Source organism: Streptomyces sp. NPDC018833 (assembly GCF_044390825.1).
GTDB lineage: Bacteria > Actinomycetota > Actinomycetes > Streptomycetales > Streptomycetaceae > Streptomyces.
Window position 1 is genome coordinate 69,474 of sequence record NZ_JBIRZM010000016.1, and the last position, 20,406, is coordinate 89,879.

Consider the following 20,406-nt stretch of genomic DNA (forward strand, 5'->3'; position numbering starts at 1 on the left):
TGTCCGCTCCTCCAAAGGGAATTGACCCCCGGTCGGAGGCCCGGGACCAACCCTGCGGCAGCGGGAAGCCGCATTCGAGTGGCTGGATGGCCATGATGTGCAAGGATCTGGCCATGGCTCCTTCCGCCCCGCACCGCGTCGTCGTCCTCGCGCTCGACGGTGTCTATCCCTTCGAGTTGAGCATCCCGGGCCGCATCTTCGGCACCGCCCAAGGGCCGGACGGCGAACCGCTGTACGAGGTGATCACCTGCGGACTCGACGGCGGCACGGTCCGCACCAACGCCGACTTCTCCGTCACCGTCGCGCACGGGCTCGACGCTCTCGCGACCGCGGACACGCTCGTCGTCCCGCCGTTCAGCTGCGGCCCGGGCCGGGTCCAGGAATGGCTGCCCGCGCCGCTCGCGGCCGCCTTCACGACGCTCCGCCCCGGCACCCGCGTGGTCTCCATCTGCACCGCCTCGTACGTCCTCGCCACCGCCGGTCTGCTCGACGGACGCCGCGCCACCACGCACTGGAACGAGGCCGACGCGTTCCAACGTGCCTTTCCCCGCGTCGAGGTGGACCCCGGTGTGCTGTTCGTCGACGACGGAGACGTGCTGACGGCGGCGGGGGTCGCGGCCGGGGTCGACCTGTGCCTGCACCTGCTGCGCCGTGACCACGGCAGCGAGGTCGCCAACCGAGTGGCGCGGCTGTGCGTCGTGCCGCCGTGGCGGGACGGCGGCCAGGCCCAGTTCATCGAACGACCCGTACCGCCGTCGTCGGCGGCGTCGACGTCCGCGACGCGCGCCTGGGCCCTCGACCGGCTGGGCAGCCCGCTCACCCTCGCCGAGCTGTCGGCGCACGCCCGGATGAGCGTCCGGACGTTCTCCCGACGCTTCCGCGAGGAGGTCGGCATGACCCCGGTCCAGTGGCTGACCCGCCAGCGCGTGGAGCACGCCCGCCGCCTGCTGGAGACGACGGACCATCCCGTCGACCGGGTCGCCGCGGAGTCCGGCTTCGGCACGGCGGCGTCACTGCGGCAGCACATGGCGGCGGCGATGGGAGTGTCGCCGACGTCGTACCGCCAGACGTTCCGCGCGGGGGCCGGCAAGCCGGCCGGGGCACGTGGCGAGCTGGTCGCCCCATAGGGCCGGTTCGTACGGCGACTCACGCTTCGGGCGTGACGTTGGGGTCGGCTCGTGCGCCCGCGCCGCCTGGCTGCCGCCGCACCTTGGCGGTGGCTCACGCCTCCGCGCCACCCCGGGTCGACCCTTGCCTGCCGCCACACCCCGGCGGTGCTTACGCCTCCGGCGTGACTCGGGGCCGGTTCACGCCAGGCGGCGGTTCATGCCTGCCCCGCGACCGGGGGTCGGCCGTATGCCCCGCGCGACTCGGGGACGGTTCACGTCTGCCGTGCGGCCCGGCGGCCCGGCGGCCCGGCGGCTTGTGGGTGCCGTGTGACGTGGGGTCGGCCGTGCGTCCGCGCTGCCGGGGTCGGGTCGCGGCTGCCGCCGCACCTTGGTGGTGGCTCACGCTTTCGGCGTGACTTGGGGTCGGTTCACGTCTGCCGTGCGGCCCGGCGGCCCGGCGGCTTGTGGGTGCCGTGTGCCGTGGGGTCGGCCAGGCGCGCCCCGCACGACTGCGGGGACGGTTCACGTCTGCCGTGCGGGCCCGGCGGCGGCTGCCGCGCCACGCCGGTGGTGGCTTGCGCCTTCGGCGCGGCTGAGGTCGGTTCACGCCTGGGGTGCGGGCCCGGCGCGCGCAACCCGGGTCGACTCTTGCCCGCCGCCACACCCCGGCCGCGGCTCACCCACCCCGCAGCGCCTCCACCTCCAGGAAACGTCTGCGCCGCGGGCCCCGGTAGAGCAGCGCCTCCCAGCCCAGTCGCCCCAGGGCCGCCGCGCAGGCCGTCAGCTCCGCCTCCTCCGTCTGCTGGGCGCCGCTGCCCGGCGGGCCCAGCCACTCCACGTACACCGTGGCCGGGCGCTCGCCGGGCCGCACGCGGTAGCCCGTCGCCGTCCTCGCGCCCTCGGCGTCGACCGCTGACGGCGCAAAGCCCGCCGCCTCCAGCGCCAGGGACACCGCGCGCACCATGCGGTTCAGCTCCCAGGGCGCGGGCACGGCCGCCGGGTCGGCGGCCGCGGTGTTGGTCACACGGCGGATCTGCAACAGGCCCTCGAACGCCGTGCGGACCTCCGCCGCCCGTCCGGCCTCCGCCACCAGGCTCCCGTCCCCGTCGGCCGGTTCGAACACATCCGTCACATCCGCCTCGCTTCTGTCACGGTGCGGGCCCCATGCCCCACGACTCCGCCACGACCCCTGGCCTATCGTGTCCGGAACCGCAGCAGAAGGAGAAGGCCACCACGATGCCCGGCAACGCCACCGGCGGCGGCACCGCCGTCACCCGCAGCACCCTGCGACAGCAGATCGCGGACGCGCTGCGTGACGAGGTGCTCGCCGGGCGGCTCCAGCCCGGGCAGGAGTTCACCGTCAAGCAGATCGCCGACCAGTACGGAGTGTCCGCGACACCCGTGCGGGAGGCGCTGGTCGACCTGTGCGCGCAGGGACTGCTCGAATCCGACCAGCACCGCGGCTTCAAGGTGCACCGGTTCTCCGTCGACGACTACCGCACGATGATCGAGGCACGCTCGATGGTGGTGGACGGCGTCTTCCGGCAGCGCACCGAGTGCTGCCTCTCGACCCTCACCAGCCAGGGCCTTGTGTCCGTACGCCGCCGGGCCGAGGAGGCCGCGCGCGCGGCCCGCGCCGGTGACCTGGACATTCTGATCGGCTACGACCTCCGGTTCTGGCGCGAACTCGCAGCGCTCGTGACCAACCGCTACATATCCGAGTTCCTGCACCGGCTGCGCGTCCAGGCGTGGGTCTTCGCCGTGCCGTATCTGCGCGCCGACCCTGAGCTGTCGGACTGGCTGTGGAGCGGGCACGAGACCGTAGTGGACGCGGTGACCCGCGGTGACGCCGAGAGAGTGCGTGAGGAGATCCGCGCCTACAACGCGCACGCGCTGGCGTGGGCGGACCGGCTGGAGGCCGCGTCGCCCCCAGGCGACCCCGTCCACGCGCGCCGCCCCCACGGCAGTCGGCCGGCCGGCAGCGAGCGGTGAGCGTGGACCTGAGCGTCGTCGTACCGGCGTACAACGAAGAGGAGCGGCTCGGCCCGACGCTGGACGCCATCTGCGCCTTCCTGCGCGCCGACCCGGAGCGCTGGGGCGGCTGGGAACTGATCGTCGTCGACGACGGCTCCACCGACGCCACCGCGAAGATCGCCCAGGAGGCGGCGGCCAACGAGCCCCGTATCCAGCTGGTGTCGAGCGAGACCAACCGCGGCAAGGGCCACGCCCTGCGCATGGGCGTGCTCGCCTCCTACGGGCGGCGGGTGCTGTTCACCGACGCCGACCTGGCCGCTCCCATCGAGGAACTGGCCCATCTCGACGACGAGCTCGCCGCCACCGGTGCCGCCGCGGCCATCGGCTCCCGCGGCCACCCCGACGCCCGGATCGAGGTCCACCAGCGCCTCGTGCGGGAATGGCTCGGCCGCATGGGCAACCGGCTGATACGTCTCGTCGCGGTGCCCGGCATCCGCGACACCCAGTGCGGCTTCAAGCTCTTCGACGGGGACAAGGCACGCGCGGCGTTCGCCGACTCCCGGCTCACCGGCTGGGGCATCGACGTCGAGATCCTGCGCTTCTTCCGGCGCGCGGGCTGGCCGGTCACCGAGGTCCCGGTGCGCTGGTCGCACGTCGCCGGCTCCAAGGTCAGGCCCGCGGACTACGGCAGGGTGCTGCTGGAGCTGCTGCGGCTGCGGACCCGCGCCGTGCGCCGCGCCGACCTGGCCGTCGCCTGTCTGTTCCTCCTCGCGTCCGTGCTGCTCTACAAGGGGCTGTGGACGGACCTCGACCGCGGCTATCTGCGCGACGCCGGCCAGGACCAGAACCAGTGGGAGTGGTTCTTCGCGGTCACCGCGGACAACGTCACGCATCTGCGCAACCCGCTGTTCACCACCCTCCAGGGCCATCCCGAGGGCGTGAACCTGATGGCCAACACGGTCATGCTGGGCCTTTCCGTGCCCCTCACACCCATCACGCTGGTCTTCGGCCCGACCGTCACCTGGGCGCTCGTCCTCACTCTCGGCCTGACCGCGACCGCCGTGTCCTGGTACTGGCTGATCGCCCGGCGGCTGGTGCGCAACAGGGCCGCTGCCGCGCTCGGCGGGGCGTTCGCCGCCTTCGCGCCGCCGATGATCTCGCACGGCAACGCGCACCCGAACTTCCTCGTCCTGTTCATGCTGCCGCTGATCGTCGACCGGGCGCTGCGGCTGTGCGAGGGCAGGAACGTGGTCCGCGACGGGGTGCTGCTCGGCCTGTTCGCGGCGTACCAGATCTTCCTCGGCGAGGAGCCGCTGCTGCTCGCCGCCGTGGGCATGCTGCTGTTCGCCCTGTCCTACGCGCTCGCGCGGCGCGATGTGGCGCGGGCGGCGTGGCGGCCGCTGCTGCGCGGCCTGGGGATCGCGCTGCTGGTGTGCCTGCCGCTGGAGGCGTTCCCGCTGGGCTGGCAGTTCTTCGGGCCGCAGAGTTACAAGAGCGTGCTGCACGGCGACAACGCGGGCAACAGCCCGCTGGCGTTCCTGCAGTTCTCCGGCCGCGCCCTGCTCGGCTCCGACGCGGGAGCCGATCCGCTCGCGATGAACCGCACCGAGCAGAACGCCTTCTTCGGCTGGCCGCTGCTCGCGGTGGCAGTCGCGATCGTGATCCAGTGGTGGCGGCTGGCACTGGTGAAGGCGCTCGCCTTCACGGCGGTGGCCGCCGCGTTCCTCTCGCTGGGGCGGACGTTCCGCATCCCGTACACCGACATCGTGCTGACCGGGCCCTGGCGGGCGCTCGCGCACCAGCCGCTGTTCGAGTCGGTCATCGAGTCGCGCGTGGCGATGGTCTGCGCACCCGTGCTCGGCATGCTGCTCGCGCTCGCAGCGGACCGTCTCACGGCGGCCGGGAACCGGTCCCGGGCCCTGCGGGCCGCCGGCTTCACGGCGCTGGCCGCGGCTCTGGTGCCGGTGCTCCCGACGCCGTACCCGGTACGGGAACGGGCGGAGATACCGGGTTTCATCACCCAGGGCACCTACCGCTCCTACCTCGGCGAGGGCGAGTCGCTGGTCACCGTGCCGCTGCCGACGCCGGGCAGCGCGGAGGCCCTGCACTGGCAGTCGGCGACCGGCCTCGGATTCCCGGTCGCCGGCGGATACTTCAACGGCCCGTGGGGCCCCGACCGCATCGGCATCTACGGCGCGACACCCCGGCACACCTCCAACCTCCTCGGGGAGGTCCGCAACAGCGGCCGGGTGCCCGTGATCGGCCCCAACTGGCAGGCGCAGGCCCGCGCCGACCTGGCCGCCTGGAAGGCGGGCGTGGTGGTGCTGGCGCCGCAGTACAACGAACAGGCGCTCTACGAGACGGTCACGAAACTGCTCGGCAGACCGGGGGAGCGGGTGGCCGGGGTATGGATATGGGACATGGGGGCAAAAGGCGGTACGCGATGAGGGCCCTCTTCGCCGCTCCACCGCACGGCATTACGCTGTCCCGTCCACCGTCCGCGCACCTCACCCCCTTCCCCCTACGGCCGGACGGCCGTGGGTGTCACCCGTCCCGAACCGCTGAGAGCGAGCCTTCCCTTGGCCTGTGACCTGTGGCTGGTCCCCCTTGTCGACGTGCTGTGCCACAGCCCCGACAATCCTTTCGCCGAAGAGATCGCCTCCTACGACAAGGCCCTGACCGGCGCCGGTCTGCCCACCGTGCCCGTCTTCGCCTACATGCCGGGCCTCTCGGGCGACGTCGCCCCGGTGGCCGGCTTCGACTACGACGCACTGCACTTCCTGCGGCGCGCCTACCTGCTGCAACTGTGTGGTCTCGCGGTGACGCCGGTCGACGAACTGGGCGGGGACTACGAGCAGTTGCTGGAGATGTTCGAGTCGACGGCGCAGCAGTCGCACCTGGTGTGGCACTACGACCACGCGGGCGCGTACGTCCCCGTGGACTTCGCCGCGCCCTTGTTCAACGACGAACTGCTGGAGGGCGGCGGACCGTTGGGTTCCACCCAGGGCCTGCTGCGGGAGCTGGAGTACGTGGCCCCGGCGATCGGCATCGACCCGGCGGACCCGCCGACCGCCCCGGCGCCGCCGGAGCGTCCCACCGCCCTGGAGGAGCCGGCCAGTCCCATTCCGTACGACGAGAGCCCGTTCGCGCGGGAGCGGCACGTGTGGCTGGGGCTGCACGCGGCGGCGACGCGGAGCCTCGGCCAGGGCTCAATGATCATTTTCAGTTGACGGACGCGTACGCGCCTTCGGTGCTTAAGGCGCCGGACAGACGGCCGACGGACCCCGGACACCTTGTGCCTGTAGGACCGGGGCATGTCGCAGACAAGTACCCCCACCGAGGGGACGGCCGCGGAAGAACTTCCCAGGCCGGAGCGGTTCGCGGACGTCAAGGGCTGGTTCTGGCCGGTCGACCAGATGGTCTTCGGCTGGTTCCTGGCCCGGCAGAGAGACACCGACCGGAAGGGGGACCTCCTGGAGCTCGGCGCCTACCTGGGCAAGAGCGCGATCTTCCTCGGGGGGTATCTGCGGGAAGGAGAGACCTTCACCGTCTGTGACCTGTTCGACTCCGAGGCGCCCGACGACCCCAACAGCGCCGAGATGGACCGCTCGTACTCGACGCTGACGCGCCGGGCTTTCGAGGCCAACTACCTCTCCTTCCACGACGACCTGCCCACGGTCGTACAGGCGCCGACGTCCGTCATCACCTCCCGCGTCGCTCCGGCCAGCTGCCGTTTCGTCCACGTCGACGCGTCCCATCTCTACGAGCACGTGCACGGCGACGTCGCCGCGGCGCGCGAACTGCTGCTGCCGGACGGAATCGTGGCGTTCGACGACTTCCGCGCCGAGCACTGTCCGGGCGTCTCGGCGGCGGTGTGGGGCGCGGTGCCGACGACGGGCCTCAAGCCGATCGTGATCACGGGCAGCAAGCTGTACGGGACATGGGGCGACCCGGCCCCCGTCACCGAGGCCCTGCTCGCGTTCCTGGCGACGCGGACGGACGTGTGGCACGGGGTGGAGGAGGTTGCGGGCCTGCCGCTGATCCGTATCAAGGGCCCCAAGGCGGAGCCGCCGTCCCCGCCCGTCTCCCGGCACGAGCCGCTCCCGCAGCCCGACCCGGAGCCTGAGCCGGAACCTGTCGTCCCGCCGACGAGCCCGGCCCCGCCGCCCCCTCCCGCACGCCGCTCCCTGCCCCGCCGCCTGGCCAGGGACCTGCTCCCCCCGATCCTTACGCGGGCGCTGACGTCCCGCCGCACGCGCTGAGGACGGCCGCGACACATCCCTCTGACCTCCTTCCGACGACTTCCCACGCAACGGCTCCGGGGCATGCGCCCCGGGGCCGTTGCGCTTGAGGACGGCAAGCACACATCCCCCGCCGGGGTTTGGTGACGGCTCACCAAAAAAGCGTCAAGGGTTGGGATTCCGTCACAACAGCCACCGGCCAGGCCGCGCCTACGCTTCTCGCACCGATCGGGTGAACGCGCTCCGGCGATCCCCTCGTGGCTCCGTGGACCGGTGCCATGCACGCCGGAGCATGCCAGAGCCGCACCATTCGCCTGAAGGAGCCACCCCCATGCCTTTTCACGCCAAAAAACGACTCCTGTCGGCGGTCCTCGCGACCGCTGGAACTGCCGCACTCGGACTCGGGACAGCCGCCCCTGCCCAGGCCGTCTCCGACCCGCTCAACTACGTTGCCCTTGGCGACAGTTACAGCGCAGGCTCGGGCGTCCTCCCGCTCGACCCGGACGCCTCGCTGCTCTGCGCCCGCACCACGAGGAACTACCCGAACCTGCTCGCCGCCCGCACCGGGGCGAACTTCGCCGACGTCACCTGCGGCGGGGCGCAGACCAAGCACTTCACCACGGCGCAGTACCCCGGCGTCGCCCCGCAGTTCGACGCGCTCAGGAGCGACACCGACCTCGTCACGCTGACCATCGGCGGCAACGACAACAACACCTTCGTCGGCGCCATCCTCGCCTGCGGCAGCCTGGGCCTGCTGTCGGCCGGTCAGGGCAGCCCCTGCAAGGACACCTACGGCAGCAGCTTCTCGGACGACATCGCCGACAAGACGTATCCCGCGATCAGGACGGCCCTGAACCAGATCCGGGCCAAGTCCCCCAAGGCCGAGATCGCGATCCTCGGCTACCCGTGGATCATGCCCGAGCAGAGCGTCCCCGGATGCTTCCTCAAGATGCCGGTCGCCGAGGGCGATGTGCCCTACCTGTACCAGATGCAGACCGACCTGAACGCGGCCGTGGAGAAGGCCGCCGCCGAGACCGGCGTGACCTTCGTCGACATGGCCGGGGTGTCCAAGGGCCACGACGCCTGCCGCCCGATCGGCACGCGCTGGATCGAACCGCTGTTGTTCGGTACCAACGTCGTGCCGGTGCACCCGAACGCGGCGGGCGAGGCCGCGATGGCGGACCAGGCGGCCGCGGTCCTCGGCCTCGGCTGACGCGGGGTTGCTCGCGTGGCTCGCATGGCCCTCGGCCTCGGCTGACGCCTCGCAGCTCACGCCGATGGCGCTGATCAGCCTGCGGCCGGCGGGACGCAGGCTCAGCCTGACGCCGGTCGGCGGGGCACAGCTCACGCCGATGGCGCTGGTCACCCGCCGGTTGGCCGGAGGCCGGCCAGACGCCGGTCATCCAGACGCTGGTCAGTCGGACACCGGTCGGACGCCGGCCTGCCGGCGGCGGGCCGGACCATGGTCAGTCGGCATCGCTCAGCCGGCGGTCGGCCGGGGACACCGCTCCGCTGGACGCCTGTCAGCCACCGGGCAGCCACTGGCCGGCCGAACAGCGGCCGAACAGCGGCCGAACAGCGGCCGAACAGCGGCCGGACACCGGCTGGACACCGCTCAGCCGGACGCCGGTCGGCCGCCTACAGCTCGGCCGGCGCCCTCCCGGGCGACGCTCAGCGCGGCGGCTCCGGGGGCCGCTGCCTGGGCATGTTCGGGCGGGTGCCCGGGGGCAGCGGGAAGCGGCCCTGGATCACGCCCGTGGACTGCGGCGCCGGGCCCGCCTCCGGGCGGGGCTGGGACAGGGGCCTCAGCCGCAGCGGCGCCGGGCCCGCGCGGAAGTCGGTCATCCAGTCCGCCGTCTCCGTACGCACCAGCTCCGAGACGTCTTCCGAGAAGCGCCGCAGCACCCCGAGGCAGCGTTCGGCCGCCTCGCTCGCGGTGCCCTCGGTGGGCCCCAGCACCTCCCGTACGCTCTCGGACGCCCAGTCGAACTGGAGCACCTGGAGCCGGTGCTGCACGGCCTGGGCCGTGGCGACGTCGCGCATCCAGCCCGCGGTGAGGCCGAAGTACCGGTCGCAGGCCACGCAGGCGGCGGCCAGCAGGAGCGAGACGTACCCCCACGGTGTGGCCCCCGCCGCCGCGCCCGTGAGGTCGAGCAGGGGCAGGGCCGCTCCAGCGACCGCGCCCAGCGCCGTACCGAGGCGCAGCAGCCGGGCCCAGCGGCGCTTGCGGGCACGGTCGGCGAGGTACCAGTCCGCCGTGCGCAGGGCGTCGGCCTCCACCCACCGGTAGAGCTCGTCAAGGCGGACCGCGGGCTCTCCCCAGTCCCCGAGCGGGAACGCCCGTCCCTTCAGATCACCCAGCGGCGCGGTGCCGCCCTCCTCCCGGGCCGGCCCCCCGGGCTGCATCTCCGGCTGGCTCACCGGTGCGCTCCTCTACCCTCTACGGCTTCTGCGGCTTCGCTGAAAAGGTGCTCAAAAGGTGCTGACGTTACACCGTGTGACGTACGGTGCGCGCGTTCGTTCTGATACGCCCGCGGATGCGCACGCCCTTCATACCGCCGAATGGTGGTCTGTGCGTCCCCGATCCCCGTATTTCCGCCCGCACGGGGGCCTTGATCAGGTAGGGGATCCTGATCGGGACGCGTGGCTCTCACTCGAAAGAGTTGGTCACCGCCGAGTGGGGCATAGCGACCGGTGACCACGTAGGCTCGGCCGTATCGAAGCAACGTACGGACAGGAGTGACCGTGATTCCCGGTGGTGGGCAGCCCAACATGCAGCAGTTGCTCCAGCAGGCCCAGAAGATGCAGCAGGATCTCGCACGGGCCCAGGAGGAGTTGGCGCAGACCGAGGTCGAGGGTCAGGCGGGCGGCGGCCTGGTGAAGGCCACCGTCACCGGGTCCGGCGAACTGCGGGGTCTCGTCATCGACCCCAAGGCCGTCGACCCCGAGGACACCGAGACGCTCGCGGACCTCGTCGTCGCCGCCGTCCAGGCCGCCAACGAGAACGCCCAGCAGCTTCAGCAGGACAAGCTCGGACCGCTCGCGCAAGGCCTCGGCGGCATGCCGGGCATGCCCTTCTGATCCGCGAGTTGCCACCGGTTCCGTCAGGACCTTCTAAGCGTCATATTCACCAACTACCGTAAGCAGCAAGCCGACAAGCAGGCAGGCCAGGAAAGGCGTTCCGTTGTACGAAGGCGTGGTTCAGGACCTCATCGACGAACTGGGCAGGCTGCCCGGCGTCGGTCCCAAGAGCGCGCAGCGGATCGCCTTCCACATCCTGCAGGCCGAGCCGACGGACGTCCGCCGGCTCGCGCACGCCCTGCTGGAGGTGAAGGACAAAGTCCGCTTCTGCACGGTGTGCGGCAACGTCGCCCAGCAGGAGCAGTGCAACATCTGCCGTGACCCGCGCCGGGACCTGGCCGTCATCTGTGTCGTGGAGGAGCCGAAGGACGTGGTCGCGGTCGAGCGGACGCGGGAGTTCCGCGGTCGGTACCACGTTCTGGGCGGCGCCATCAGCCCCATCGAGGGCGTCGGCCCGGACGATCTGCGCATCCGCGAGCTGCTGGCCCGCCTCGCGGACGGCGCGGTCACGGAGCTGATCCTCGCCACGGACCCCAATCTCGAGGGCGAGGCGACGGCCACGTACCTCGCACGCATGGTGAAGCCGATGGGACTCAAGGTCACGCGGCTGGCCAGCGGCCTCCCGGTGGGGGGAGACTTGGAATACGCCGACGAGGTCACGCTCGGGCGTGCCTTCGAGGGGAGACGACTGCTCGATGTCTGACGCCATGCTGCACGCCGTAGGCCAGGACCCGGACGACTTCGCGGTCCAGATCGCCGACTCGATCGAATCCTTCATCGTGGCGACAACCGAGGTCGCCAAGGGCGACGAGCCGGACAGTGCGGTGCCGTTCCTGCTGCTGGAGGTCTCCCAGCTGCTGCTGACCGGTGGGCGCCTGGGCGCGCACGAGGACATCCTGCCGGACGAGCGGTACGAACCGGACACCGGACCTGAGCCGGACGTCGACGACCTGCGCGAGCGCTTCGCCGTCCTCCTCGACCCGGTGGACGTCTTCTCCGAGGTCTTCGACCCGTACGAGCCCCGCAAGGCCCCGGTCCCTTCGCGTATCTCCGACAGCCTCGCGGACATCGTCACGGACCTGCGCCACGGTCTCGCCCACTACCGCGCGGGCCGCACCACCGAGGCCCTGTGGTGGTGGCAGTTCTCGTACTTCTCCAACTGGGGCCCCACCGCCTCCGCCACCCTGCGCGCCCTCCAGTCCCTGGTGGCCCACGTCCGCCTCGACCAGCCCTTGGCCGCGCTCGACGGCCTGGACACGGACGAGGACCTGACGGAGGAGGCGCTGGCGGAGGAGGCGGGCCGGGTCATGGTCCAGGAGATCCTGGGTCAGCCGGAGCTGCGCCGGACGCCCTGACCCGGCGACCGGCCCCGACGGGGCCCTCGCCGCTCGTGATCCGCCTCATCGACACGGCTCCGCCGGCGCGGCCTACGGGCGGGGCGTCCCCTGCGAGGCCTCGCTGAGGTCACCGGCCCGTGTCGGGGGCTGACAGCCACCGGTATGCGAACGTGTGAGCCGGCCCACAAACCTGCGTACCCCGCCGTTCCCCGGGCAGCAGCCATCCGAGCGGCCGCGAACCTCCTGGACCCTTCCTGGTTGATCACGTGGTGAGCGGGACATCTCACCATGTGACATCACAGGGGCGTATCGCGGTCGCTCGATAGACTGAGCCGACCGCAGTAGTGACTGCAGAAGACCGAGCGAGGAGCGCACGTGGGCCTTGTCGTGCAGAAGTACGGAGGCTCCTCCGTTGCCGATGCCGAAGGCATCAAGCGGGTCGCCAAGCGAATCGTCGATGCCAAGAAGGACGGCCACCAGGTGGTCGTCGTGGTGTCGGCGATGGGTGACACGACGGACGAGCTGATCGATCTCGCCGAGCAGGTATCCCCGATCCCTGCCGGGCGTGAGTTCGACATGCTGCTGACCGCGGGAGAGCGGATCTCCATGGCCCTGCTGGCCATGGCGATCAAGAACCTGGGCCACGAGGCCCAGTCGTTCACCGGCAGCCAGGCAGGCGTCATCACCGACTCGGTCCACAACAAAGCGCGCATCATCGATGTGACGCCGGGCCGGATCCGCACGGCGCTCGACGAGGGCAACATCGCCATCGTCGCCGGCTTCCAGGGTGTGTCCCAGGACAAGAAGGACATCACCACGCTGGGGCGTGGCGGGTCCGACACCACGGCGGTGGCGCTGGCCGCCGCGCTGGACGCCGAGGTCTGCGAGATCTACACCGACGTCGACGGCGTCTTCACCGCCGACCCGCGGGTCGTCAAGAAGGCCCGGAAGATCGACTGGATCTCCTCCGAGGACATGCTGGAGCTCGCCGCCTCCGGCTCCAAGGTGCTGCTGCACCGGTGCGTCGAGTACGCACGCCGATACAACATTCCGATCCACGTCCGCTCCTCCTTCTCCGGACTGCGCGGCACCTGGGTCAGCAACGAACCGCGAGGGGATCAGAAGGTGGAGCACGCCATCATCTCCGGAGTCGCCCATGACGTCTCCGAGGCCAAGGTCACGGTCGTCGGCGTCCCGGACAAGCCGGGCGAGGCCGCGGCCATCTTCCGTGCCATCGCCGATGCCGAGATCAACATCGACATGGTCGTGCAGAACGTCTCGGCGGCCACCACGGCGCTGACGGACATCTCCTTCACCCTCCCGAAGACCGACGGCGCCAAGGCCATGGCCGCCCTGGAGAAGCAGAAGTCGGCCATCGGCTTCGACTCGCTGCGCTACGACGACCAGATCGGCAAGATCTCCCTGGTCGGCGCCGGTATGAAGACGAACCCCGGTGTGACCGCGTCCTTCTTCGAGGCGCTGTCCGACGCGGGCGTGAACATCGAGCTGATCTCGACCTCCGAGATCCGCATCTCGGTGGTCACCCGCGCCGACGACGTCAACGAGGCCGTGCGCGCCGTGCACACCGCCTTCGGGCTCGACTCCGACTCCGACGAGGCGGTCGTCTACGGAGGCACCGGCCGATGAACCGACGGCGGCTCGCCGACGGGCCGCCCAAGCCGGCGCTCGCGGTCGTCGGAGCGACCGGAGCAGTCGGCGCGGTGATGCTCCAGATCCTGTCGCAGCACGCGGACATCTGGGGCGAGATCCGACTCGCCGCCTCCCCGCGCTCGGCCGGCCGCAAGCTGGCCGTGCGCGGGCAGGAGTGCGAGGTCGTGGCGCTCGGCGAGGACTTCTTCGACGGCATCGACGTCGCGGTGTTCCTCGTGCCGGGCGAGGTCTCCGAGCAGTGGGCGCCCGTCGCCGTGGCCAAGGGCGCGGTGGTCGTGGACAACTCCCCGGCCTTCCGGATGGATCCGGCCGTCCCGCTGGTCGTCCCCGAGGTCAACCGGCACTGTGTACGGGTCCGGCCGCGCGGCATCGTCGCGAGCCCGCACGACACGACGCTGACGCTGGCGCCCGCCGTCGGAGCGCTGCACGCCGAGTTCGGCCTGCGGGAACTGGTCGTGTCCTCGTACCAGGCCGCCAGTGGCGCCGGGCGGGACGCCGTGGACGCCCTGCGCACTCAGCTGTCCCTGGTCGCCGGTACGGAGCTGGGTACGGGACCCGGGGACGTACGCCGTGCCGTGGGCGACGACGGGCTCGGACCGCTGCCCGCGCCGCTCGCGCTGAACGTCGTGCCGTGGACGGGCGACTGGCGCGACGGCGGCTGGTCCTCGGAGGAACTGGGGCTGCGCTCCGAGACGCGCAAGATCCTCGACCTGCCCGCGCTGAAGGTGGCGGCGACGTTCGTACGCGTCCCGGTGCTGACCACCCACTCGCTGGCCGTGCACGCGTGCTTCGAGAACGAGGTCTCGGTCGAGCGGGCGCACGAGATCCTCGCGACCGCGCCGGGTGTCGTCCTCTACGACGACCCGGAGGCGGGCGACTTCCCGACACCCGCGGATGTGGTGGGCACCGATCCGACATGGGTCGGGCGGGTGCGGCAGGCGCCGGACGACCCCTCGGCACTGGAGCTCTTCGTGTGCGGCGACAACCTGCGCAAGGGGGCCGCGCTGAATTCCGCGCAGATCGCGGAGACGGTGGCGGCCGAGCTCTGAGCGCCGGCGCGTTGCTCGGTGGCGCGTTGCCGGTGGACCGTGGCGCGGTCCCCGTTGGCGTCGGGGTGGCGCGTTGGCCGTCTGCCGTGGCCCGGGGATACGGCTGCCGACAACGGACCGATAATCGGATCCAGCCGTCTGAGGAGCTTTGTAGGATCTGTGATGCACGCCCTGTGAAGTAGTCGAAGTCTGAACCACTTGAACTTGGGCGCCAGCGTGTTCGACTATGCGCTTCCCTCCTTGCTGCAACCGGTAGTTGGGCGGGAAGCGTCTTTGCGGTCGCCTCGGACGGTGCCGTAATCAATGGGGCATGGGGGATGAGCGAGTGCGCATAGGGGCATTTGGTGCACCGTCAAAAGCGGTGGCGTGCGCGTACAACCCTGACGGGGGGAAGCGTGTCCAACAGGCGTGGCAGAGGTTCTCGACATCGCAGGGGTGGTCCCCGTCCGCGGCACTTCGCTGCGGCCGATCCGCAGGCCCCGCCAGGCCGGTGGCATGCCGGTGATCGCACCCATGCCCGCACCGCGGACGCGCATCCCGGCCCAGCCGCAGGGCGCTGACGACGCCATGGCTGCCGGCACGACCGTCGATCACCTCACCGAGACCTACCGCGCCCACTACCGGTCGCTGCTGGGTCTCGCCGCCCTGCTCCTGGACGACACCGCATCGTGCGAGGACGTCGTCCAGGAAGCGTTCATCCGGGTCCACTCCGCGCGCTCGCGCGTACGGGACCCCGAGAAGACCCTCGCCTACCTGCGCCAGACCGTCGTCAATCTCTCCCGCTCCGCGCTGCGCCGCCGCATCCTGGGCCTGAAGCTGCTCTCCAAGCCGATGCCCGACATGGCGAGCGCGGAAGAAGGCGCATACGACCAGCTGGAGCGGGACGCACTGATCAAGGCGATGCGGGGGCTCCAGCGACGCCAGCGCGAGGTGCTGGTCCTGCGGTACTTCGCCGACATGACGGAGGCGCAGGTGGCCGAGACGCTGGGGATCTCCCTCGGCTCGGTGAAGGCGTACGGCTCGCGGGGCATCGCGGCGCTGCGCGTCGCCATGGAGGCCACGGCATGAGCAGGCACACGGACAGGTATGAGCACTACGGGCCGGACGGGCCGTTCGACGACCGGACTGGGAACGGAAAAGTGAGCGACGGGCCGGAGAACGAGCTGAGCGGCCTTGGCACAGGCCCCGACGAGATTCCCGACGGTGCGGGAGTGGAGGGTGACGAGGAGGCCCTGCGCAGGATGCTGCACGGCGTCGTCGAGGACCTCGAGCCGTCGGACGGCGCGCTCGACCACCTGCGCCGGGCGGTCCCGGCGCGACGCGCCCGCAAGCGCCAGGCGCTCGTTGGCGCAGCGGCGGCGGTGCTGCTGATCGGCACTGCGGTGCCCGCGTTCGTCCACGTCGCGAACGCCGGCGGCGGTGACCAGGCCAACCCGGTCAACGCCGGTCACGGCGAACAGGCCCAGGGCGGCACCGGCAACGACCCGGGAGCGACCGGAGGGGACAAGGACCCGCTGGCCCCCTCGAAGGGCAGCGGCCAGGACCCCGAGGTCGAGAACCCCACGAGCGCGGCGCCCGGCGAGCAGCCGGGCGCGGGCGCGGGCGACGGTGCCTCGGGCGAACCGGTCCCGCCGGGCAGTGCGGGCGACAGCGTGCCGGTGTGCGCGGGCGGCGACCTCGGTGTCGTCTCGGCGGAGACCAACCCGCCGGACCCGGAGGGCAAGGTCTACGGCACCTTCAGCATCGCCAACGTGTCGGCGGTCGACTGCACCGTCGGCGGGGGCGGCAGCGTCACCTTCCAGGCCATGGGCGCGGCCGATCCGGCCCGGATCAGCGTGGTCGCACATACCACTGGCGACCCGGCGGGCGGCCTGCCCGAGCCGTCGGCGGAGGCGGCATCGCTGCTGCTGAAGCCGTCGGCCACGTACGAGGTGAAGTTCGCGTGGGTCCCCTCCGACACCTGCCCCACGGCAGGCCCCTCGCCCGACCCGTCACCCTCGGACGCCGGATCGGGGGGCACGAGCGCAGGCACGGGCACGGCGGGGGACAACACCCAGACCCAGATGGTCGAGGAGGACGGCGGCACGCAGGACGGCAGCGTGGCGGTCACCCACACCGCGGAAGCGGGCGCCCCGAGCGCCCAGGCGACGATCACGAACGCCTGCGCAGGAACGATCTACCGCACGGGAGTGCTCCGGGGCCAGTGACGACGCGATGCCGTCGCCGGGCTGCCCGCCGGATCGCCGGATGGCAGAGCCGCCGGGGCGGGCGAGGGCCCAGGGGGACGTACAGCGTCGTGGAGCCGCGTGCGGATGCCATCCGACTGCTCTGCGAGGCGAAGGGCGGCCCCGGGGACGGGGGGCGGCGCAGGGACACGGGGTGCGGCGCCGGAGCCACAGCGTGACGCGTCGGCACTTGGAGCGGGGGGCGGCGTAAGCCCCGGGCGCCGTGTGCCGCCGCGTCTCGCGCGGGTCCAGCGCACACCGGGCCGGCCAGCGCACACCGGGCCGGCGGGGTCCAGCGCACACCGGGCCGGCGGGGTCCAGCGCACACCGGGCCGGCGGGGGCGTCAGCCGGTGCGGGGGCCAACCGCAGCCGGGGGGCCGTGGCCCGGGCAAGACCTCCCGGTGGGTGGGAGGGCCGGGTCGCGGAGAGCCGGTGTCAGGCCATCTCGGGCGGCAGCCCGAGTTCGCGGTCGCGGGCCGCCTCCGCCTCGCGGCGGACCAGTCGGAACCACATGAACAGCACGAAGCCCGCGAACACGAACCACTCCCCGGTGTAGCCCAGGTTCTGGAACGCCTTCAGGTCGAGGCCGCTGTTCTCCGGGGCTGACGCGGGCACCGCCGTCAGGCCGCTGTCCGCCTTCGTCAGCGTGACCCACGCGTCGTACACGTCGTCCGGCACCAGGTTCACCAGCGAAGCCGCGCTGATCATGCCCAGCTGGCCGCGGGGCAGACCCCCCGCCGTGTGCACTCCGTCCGTACCCACGGTCTCGGACGCCTGCAGCGCGCCCGTCACCGTCACCTCGCCCGACGGGGCCGCCGGTGCGCGCTCGCCCTCGGCCAGCCAGCCACGGACCACCGGCAGCGTCCGGCCCGTGTCCGTACGCAGCAGCGTCAGCACGTACGAACCGCGCCTGCCGTCCAGCTCACGGTCCGGTACGAGGAACTGTTCCCCGTACCGACCACTCGCCGTGGCCGGCCGCCCCGACGTCTCCTTGTCGACGGGCAGCAACTCCTCCAGCGGGGCCGCCGCGCGCTGCTCCTGCCGACCGGCCCCCCGCTCGGCCTCCCGGTGGCTGTCGACGCGGTCCTCGAACCTGCCCAGCTGCCAGGAGCCCATGACGATGCAGAACGGGATCGCCAGCAGGACGAAGACGTTGATCCCCCACCAGCGGGGCGTCAGCAGGAATCGGTACACCCCTCCACGGTACGGAACGTGCCCGCGGTCCCTGGTCCCGGGTCCGTGCCCGCGGTCCCTGTCCCGGGAGTGTGCCCGCTGTTTCTCGTCCGGGGTGCGGGGGCCCTCGTCCCTCGTCCGGGGTCCGGGCCGCTGTCCCTCGTCCGGGGTGCGGGGCCACAGTCCCTGGTCCTGGGGCCGGGCCTGCTGTCCCTCGTCCCGGACCCGCGTTCCTCGTCGGTCCGTGCCCGCGGCTCCTCGTCCCGGGTGCGGGACCGTGGCGTGGTCAGGGCCGGGGCTGGGGTCCGCCGCCCCGGCCTATGCCACGCCCCCGCTCAGATGCCGCTCGGCGAAGGCGATCTCCAGCCGCACCTGCTTGATGCGCTCCTCCACCACGAGCGAGCCGTGCCCCGCGTCGTACCGGTACACCTCATGGACCGCGCCGCGGGCCGCGAGGCGGTCCACGTAGTTCTCCACCTGGCGGATCGGGCAGCGCGGATCATTGACGCCCGCCGAGATGTAGACCGGCGCGCGGACCGCGTCGACGTACGTCAGCGGCGACGACGCCTCGAAACGCTCGGGCACCTCCTCCGGGGTGCCGCCCAGGAGGGTGCGGTCCATTGCCTTCAGTGTCTCCATCTCGTCGTGGTAGGCAGTGACATAGTCCGCGACCGGCACTGCGGCGAGGCCGAGGGCCCAGTCGTCGGGCTGGGTGCCGAGCCCGAGCAGGGTCAGATAGCCGCCCCACGAGCCGCCCGACAGCACGAGCTTGGCAGGATCGGCGAGACCCGAGGAGACCGCCCACTCGCGGACCGCTGCGATGTCCTCGAGCTCGATGAGCCCCACGCGGTGCCTGAGCGCGTCCGTCCACTCCCTTCCATAACCCGTCGAACCGCGGTAGTTGACCCGCACCACCGCATACCCGTGGTCGACCCAGGCCGCCGGGCCCGCGGCGAAGGCGTCGCTGTCGTGCCACGTCGGGCCGCCGTGGATCTCGAAGACCGTCGGCAGCGGGCCGCTCGCGCCGGCCGGCCTCTGGACCAGGGCGTGGATCCGGCCGCCGGGGCCCTCCACCCAGGCGTCCTCGACCGGCACCGACGAGGGCGCCTTCATCCCCGGCGGGTCGAGCACGACGCCGCCGCCCGTCGAGCGCACCTGCGGCGGCTGCGCGGCGGAGGACCACAGAAACTCGACGGTGCGGTCGGGGCGGGCGGTCGCCCCCGAGACCGACCCGGCCGGGGTCTCTATCCGCGTCAGCCCGCGCGACGCCAGGTCGTAGCGCCACAGCTCGCCGCGCGCCTCGAAGTCGTGCGCGATCAGAAGAGCGGAGCCGTCCGGATACCACTGGGCGTCGACATCGCCCGGGAGGTCTGTCGCGAGGTCGGTCTGCTCGCCGCTCGCCACGTCCCAGATCATCGGCTCCCAGCGGCCCCGCCGCTGGTGCCCGACGAGCAGCCGGGTGTCGCCGTCGACCGGTGCGAAGCCGAGGACCTCCAGGCCCAGCTCGACCCTGCCGTTCTCGGTGTCGTCGAGTTCCGCGACCACCGCACCGTCCAGCCGCAGCACACGCAGCGCGGAGTGCATCGCGTCCCCGTGCTCGGTGTGCTCGATGGCGAGCAGCGTCCCGTCGCGGGACAGGTCGCCGATCCCCGCCGACTCCCGGTGCCGGTAGATCTCGACGGGCTGCGCACCCGCCCGTACGACATGGATGGTCGAGCCGTCCTCGTCCGTCGAACGGCCGATCACGGCGGTACCGTCCCGGCCTATGGCGAGCCCGGCCGGATAGGAGGGCTCCAGGCCTGGGGCCGCGGGCACGTCCTCACCGCCGCCGAACGGCTGCCGCATCCAGATGCCGAACTCGTCGCCGTCCGTGTCCGAGAACCACCAGATGGCCTCGCCGTCCGGTGGCAGCACGCCGTCCGTGGTGCCGTTCGGCCGGTCGGTGACCTGCCGCCGGCCGCCCGTCGCGCGGTCCCATGCGTACAGCTCGTACGTCCCCGTCGCGTTGGACACGAACAGCGCGCGGTCGGGGGCGTCCTCGGCCCAGTCCGGCAGAGAGACACGAGGCGCACGGAAGCGCTTCTCCCAGTCGGGCATGCCGGGCATGTCGGGTGTGCTGAGTGCGTCGTTCATGCCCCCTATCAAAGCGGAAACCGCCGACACTCTCCTCAGCCTGTGGATAACGTGGCGGCATATCTGATTCCCGAGCCGCCGATCCGCAGTGGATCACCGTCACCGCCGGCGAGAACGTGTCCCGCGGCCCGGGCCCGCTCGCCGCCCTCCGCGCTTGACTGCCTGAGCGCGGGATCGACTGGACGCCCTTCGCCGTGAGCGAGATCTCGTGGGGGCTCGCCCGCGGGCCGGGGCCCGACGGGCGATGGCGCGGATGGTTCTCCGTCGACGTCCGCGCCGACACGCTGCGCCGTCTCGGGCTCCACCCCGACCAGCGCACGGCCCGGGCCGACGGGCCTTCCCGACCGGGCTGGTGGGACGCCGCCGCCGAACGGACCGCCACAGCCCGCCGGTTCCCTCCAGAGGGGTACGC

At 72.1% G+C, this 20,406-nt stretch carries 17 protein-coding genes; 13 read left to right on the forward strand and 4 right to left on the reverse strand.

Going from position 1 to position 20,406, the window contains the following annotated elements:
- The first annotated feature begins 113 nt into the window (after positions 1-113).
- Positions 114-1,127 carry a GlxA family transcriptional regulator gene (locus ACH5AF_RS27515; RefSeq protein WP_398905202.1) on the forward strand — a complete coding sequence of 338 codons (1,014 nt, stop codon included), beginning with the start codon at positions 114-116 and terminating at the stop codon, positions 1,125-1,127.
- Positions 1,128-1,785: 658 nt separating this feature from the next.
- Here ACH5AF_RS27515 and ACH5AF_RS27520 read toward each other — a convergent pair.
- On the reverse strand, positions 1,786-2,241 hold the full coding sequence (locus ACH5AF_RS27520; protein ID WP_398905204.1) for a hypothetical protein: 456 nt from the start codon (positions 2,239-2,241) through the stop codon (positions 1,786-1,788).
- Positions 2,242-2,345: 104 nt separating this feature from the next.
- On the opposite strand from ACH5AF_RS27520, the gene ACH5AF_RS27525 reads away from it, so the two are divergent.
- The 5 genes from ACH5AF_RS27525 (at position 2,346) to ACH5AF_RS27545 (ending at position 8,537) form a co-directional block, all read left to right on the forward strand.
- Positions 2,346-3,101: a GntR family transcriptional regulator gene (locus tag ACH5AF_RS27525; protein ID WP_398905345.1), complete on the forward strand. Its 756-nt coding sequence runs from the start codon at positions 2,346-2,348 to the stop codon at positions 3,099-3,101.
- The gene (locus ACH5AF_RS27530; RefSeq protein ID WP_398905206.1) at positions 3,098-5,530 is read left to right on the forward strand and encodes a dolichyl-phosphate beta-glucosyltransferase; all 2,433 of its coding nucleotides are present in this window, start codon (positions 3,098-3,100) and stop codon (positions 5,528-5,530) included. The genes ACH5AF_RS27525 and ACH5AF_RS27530 overlap by 4 nt, the downstream gene beginning before the upstream one ends.
- Positions 5,531-5,662: 132 nt before the next feature.
- Complete coding sequence (locus ACH5AF_RS27535) at positions 5,663-6,313, forward strand: hypothetical protein (RefSeq protein ID WP_398905207.1); 651 nt, start codon at positions 5,663-5,665, stop codon at positions 6,311-6,313.
- Positions 6,314-6,397: 84 nt separating this feature from the next.
- Positions 6,398-7,345 (forward strand): class I SAM-dependent methyltransferase, encoded by a 948-nt coding sequence (locus ACH5AF_RS27540; RefSeq protein ID WP_398905209.1) that lies wholly within the window; start codon positions 6,398-6,400, stop codon positions 7,343-7,345.
- Positions 7,346-7,655: 310 nt separating this feature from the next.
- On the forward strand, positions 7,656-8,537 hold the full coding sequence (locus ACH5AF_RS27545) for an SGNH/GDSL hydrolase family protein (RefSeq protein ID WP_398905211.1): 882 nt from the start codon (positions 7,656-7,658) through the stop codon (positions 8,535-8,537).
- 458 nt (positions 8,538-8,995) lie between these two features.
- Here the strand turns inward: ACH5AF_RS27545 and ACH5AF_RS27550 are convergent, their stop codons facing one another.
- Positions 8,996-9,745, reverse strand: a complete 750-nt coding sequence (locus ACH5AF_RS27550) for an SLATT domain-containing protein (protein ID WP_398905213.1) — start codon at positions 9,743-9,745, stop codon at positions 8,996-8,998.
- Between the two features lie 324 nt (positions 9,746-10,069).
- On the opposite strand from ACH5AF_RS27550, the gene ACH5AF_RS27555 reads away from it, so the two are divergent.
- From ACH5AF_RS27555 to ACH5AF_RS27585, 7 genes are all read left to right on the forward strand, one after another.
- Entirely contained in the window at positions 10,070-10,405 is a 336-nt protein-coding gene (locus ACH5AF_RS27555; protein WP_398905215.1) for a YbaB/EbfC family nucleoid-associated protein, read from the forward strand.
- A 103-nt stretch (positions 10,406-10,508) separates the two neighbouring features.
- A complete protein-coding gene (gene recR / locus ACH5AF_RS27560) occupies positions 10,509-11,108 on the forward strand; it encodes a recombination mediator RecR (RefSeq protein WP_398905217.1) in 600 nt (199 codons plus the stop codon).
- The gene (locus ACH5AF_RS27565; RefSeq protein WP_398905219.1) at positions 11,101-11,760 is read left to right on the forward strand and encodes a DUF5063 domain-containing protein; all 660 of its coding nucleotides are present in this window, start codon (positions 11,101-11,103) and stop codon (positions 11,758-11,760) included. Before recR ends, ACH5AF_RS27565 begins: the two co-directional genes overlap by 8 nt.
- A gap of 357 nt (positions 11,761-12,117) precedes the next feature.
- A complete protein-coding gene (locus ACH5AF_RS27570; RefSeq protein ID WP_215183939.1) occupies positions 12,118-13,389 on the forward strand; it encodes an aspartate kinase in 1,272 nt (423 codons plus the stop codon).
- Entirely contained in the window at positions 13,386-14,462 is a 1,077-nt protein-coding gene (locus tag ACH5AF_RS27575; RefSeq protein ID WP_398905221.1) for an aspartate-semialdehyde dehydrogenase, read from the forward strand. The genes ACH5AF_RS27570 and ACH5AF_RS27575 overlap by 4 nt, the downstream gene beginning before the upstream one ends.
- Before the next feature lie 408 nt (positions 14,463-14,870).
- The gene (locus ACH5AF_RS27580) at positions 14,871-15,530 is read left to right on the forward strand and encodes a SigE family RNA polymerase sigma factor (RefSeq protein WP_398905223.1); all 660 of its coding nucleotides are present in this window, start codon (positions 14,871-14,873) and stop codon (positions 15,528-15,530) included.
- On the forward strand, positions 15,527-16,669 hold the full coding sequence (locus ACH5AF_RS27585) for a hypothetical protein (protein ID WP_398905225.1): 1,143 nt from the start codon (positions 15,527-15,529) through the stop codon (positions 16,667-16,669). Before ACH5AF_RS27580 ends, ACH5AF_RS27585 begins: the two co-directional genes overlap by 4 nt.
- Before the next feature lie 454 nt (positions 16,670-17,123).
- Here ACH5AF_RS27585 and ACH5AF_RS27590 read toward each other — a convergent pair whose 3' ends face one another.
- Both ACH5AF_RS27590 and ACH5AF_RS27595 read right to left on the reverse strand, forming a co-directional pair.
- Positions 17,124-17,882 carry an SURF1 family protein gene (locus ACH5AF_RS27590; RefSeq protein ID WP_398905227.1) on the reverse strand — a complete coding sequence of 253 codons (759 nt, stop codon included), beginning with the start codon at positions 17,880-17,882 and terminating at the stop codon, positions 17,124-17,126.
- A 297-nt stretch (positions 17,883-18,179) separates the two neighbouring features.
- Complete coding sequence (locus ACH5AF_RS27595) at positions 18,180-19,994, reverse strand: prolyl oligopeptidase family serine peptidase (RefSeq protein WP_398905228.1); 1,815 nt, start codon at positions 19,992-19,994, stop codon at positions 18,180-18,182.
- Positions 19,995-20,406 lie beyond the last annotated feature (412 nt).

Excerpts from the sequence above, each read along its gene's own strand:
- ACH5AF_RS27515 (WP_398905202.1), top strand. The coding sequence starts at position 114 with ATGGCTCCTTCCGCCCCGCACCGCGTCGTCGTCCTCGCGCTCGACGGT.
- ACH5AF_RS27525 (WP_398905345.1), top strand. The coding sequence starts at position 2,346 with ATGCCCGGCAACGCCACCGGCGGCGGCACCGCCGTCACCCGCAGCACC.
- ACH5AF_RS27540 (WP_398905209.1), top strand. The coding sequence starts at position 6,398 with ATGTCGCAGACAAGTACCCCCACCGAGGGGACGGCCGCGGAAGAACTT.
- ACH5AF_RS27545 (WP_398905211.1), top strand. The coding sequence starts at position 7,656 with ATGCCTTTTCACGCCAAAAAACGACTCCTGTCGGCGGTCCTCGCGACC.
- ACH5AF_RS27565 (WP_398905219.1), top strand. The coding sequence starts at position 11,101 with ATGTCTGACGCCATGCTGCACGCCGTAGGCCAGGACCCGGACGACTTC.
- ACH5AF_RS27575 (WP_398905221.1), top strand. The coding sequence starts at position 13,386 with ATGAACCGACGGCGGCTCGCCGACGGGCCGCCCAAGCCGGCGCTCGCG.
- ACH5AF_RS27585 (WP_398905225.1), top strand. The coding sequence starts at position 15,527 with ATGAGCAGGCACACGGACAGGTATGAGCACTACGGGCCGGACGGGCCG.
- ACH5AF_RS27595 (WP_398905228.1), bottom strand. The coding sequence starts at position 19,994 with ATGAACGACGCACTCAGCACACCCGACATGCCCGGCATGCCCGACTGG.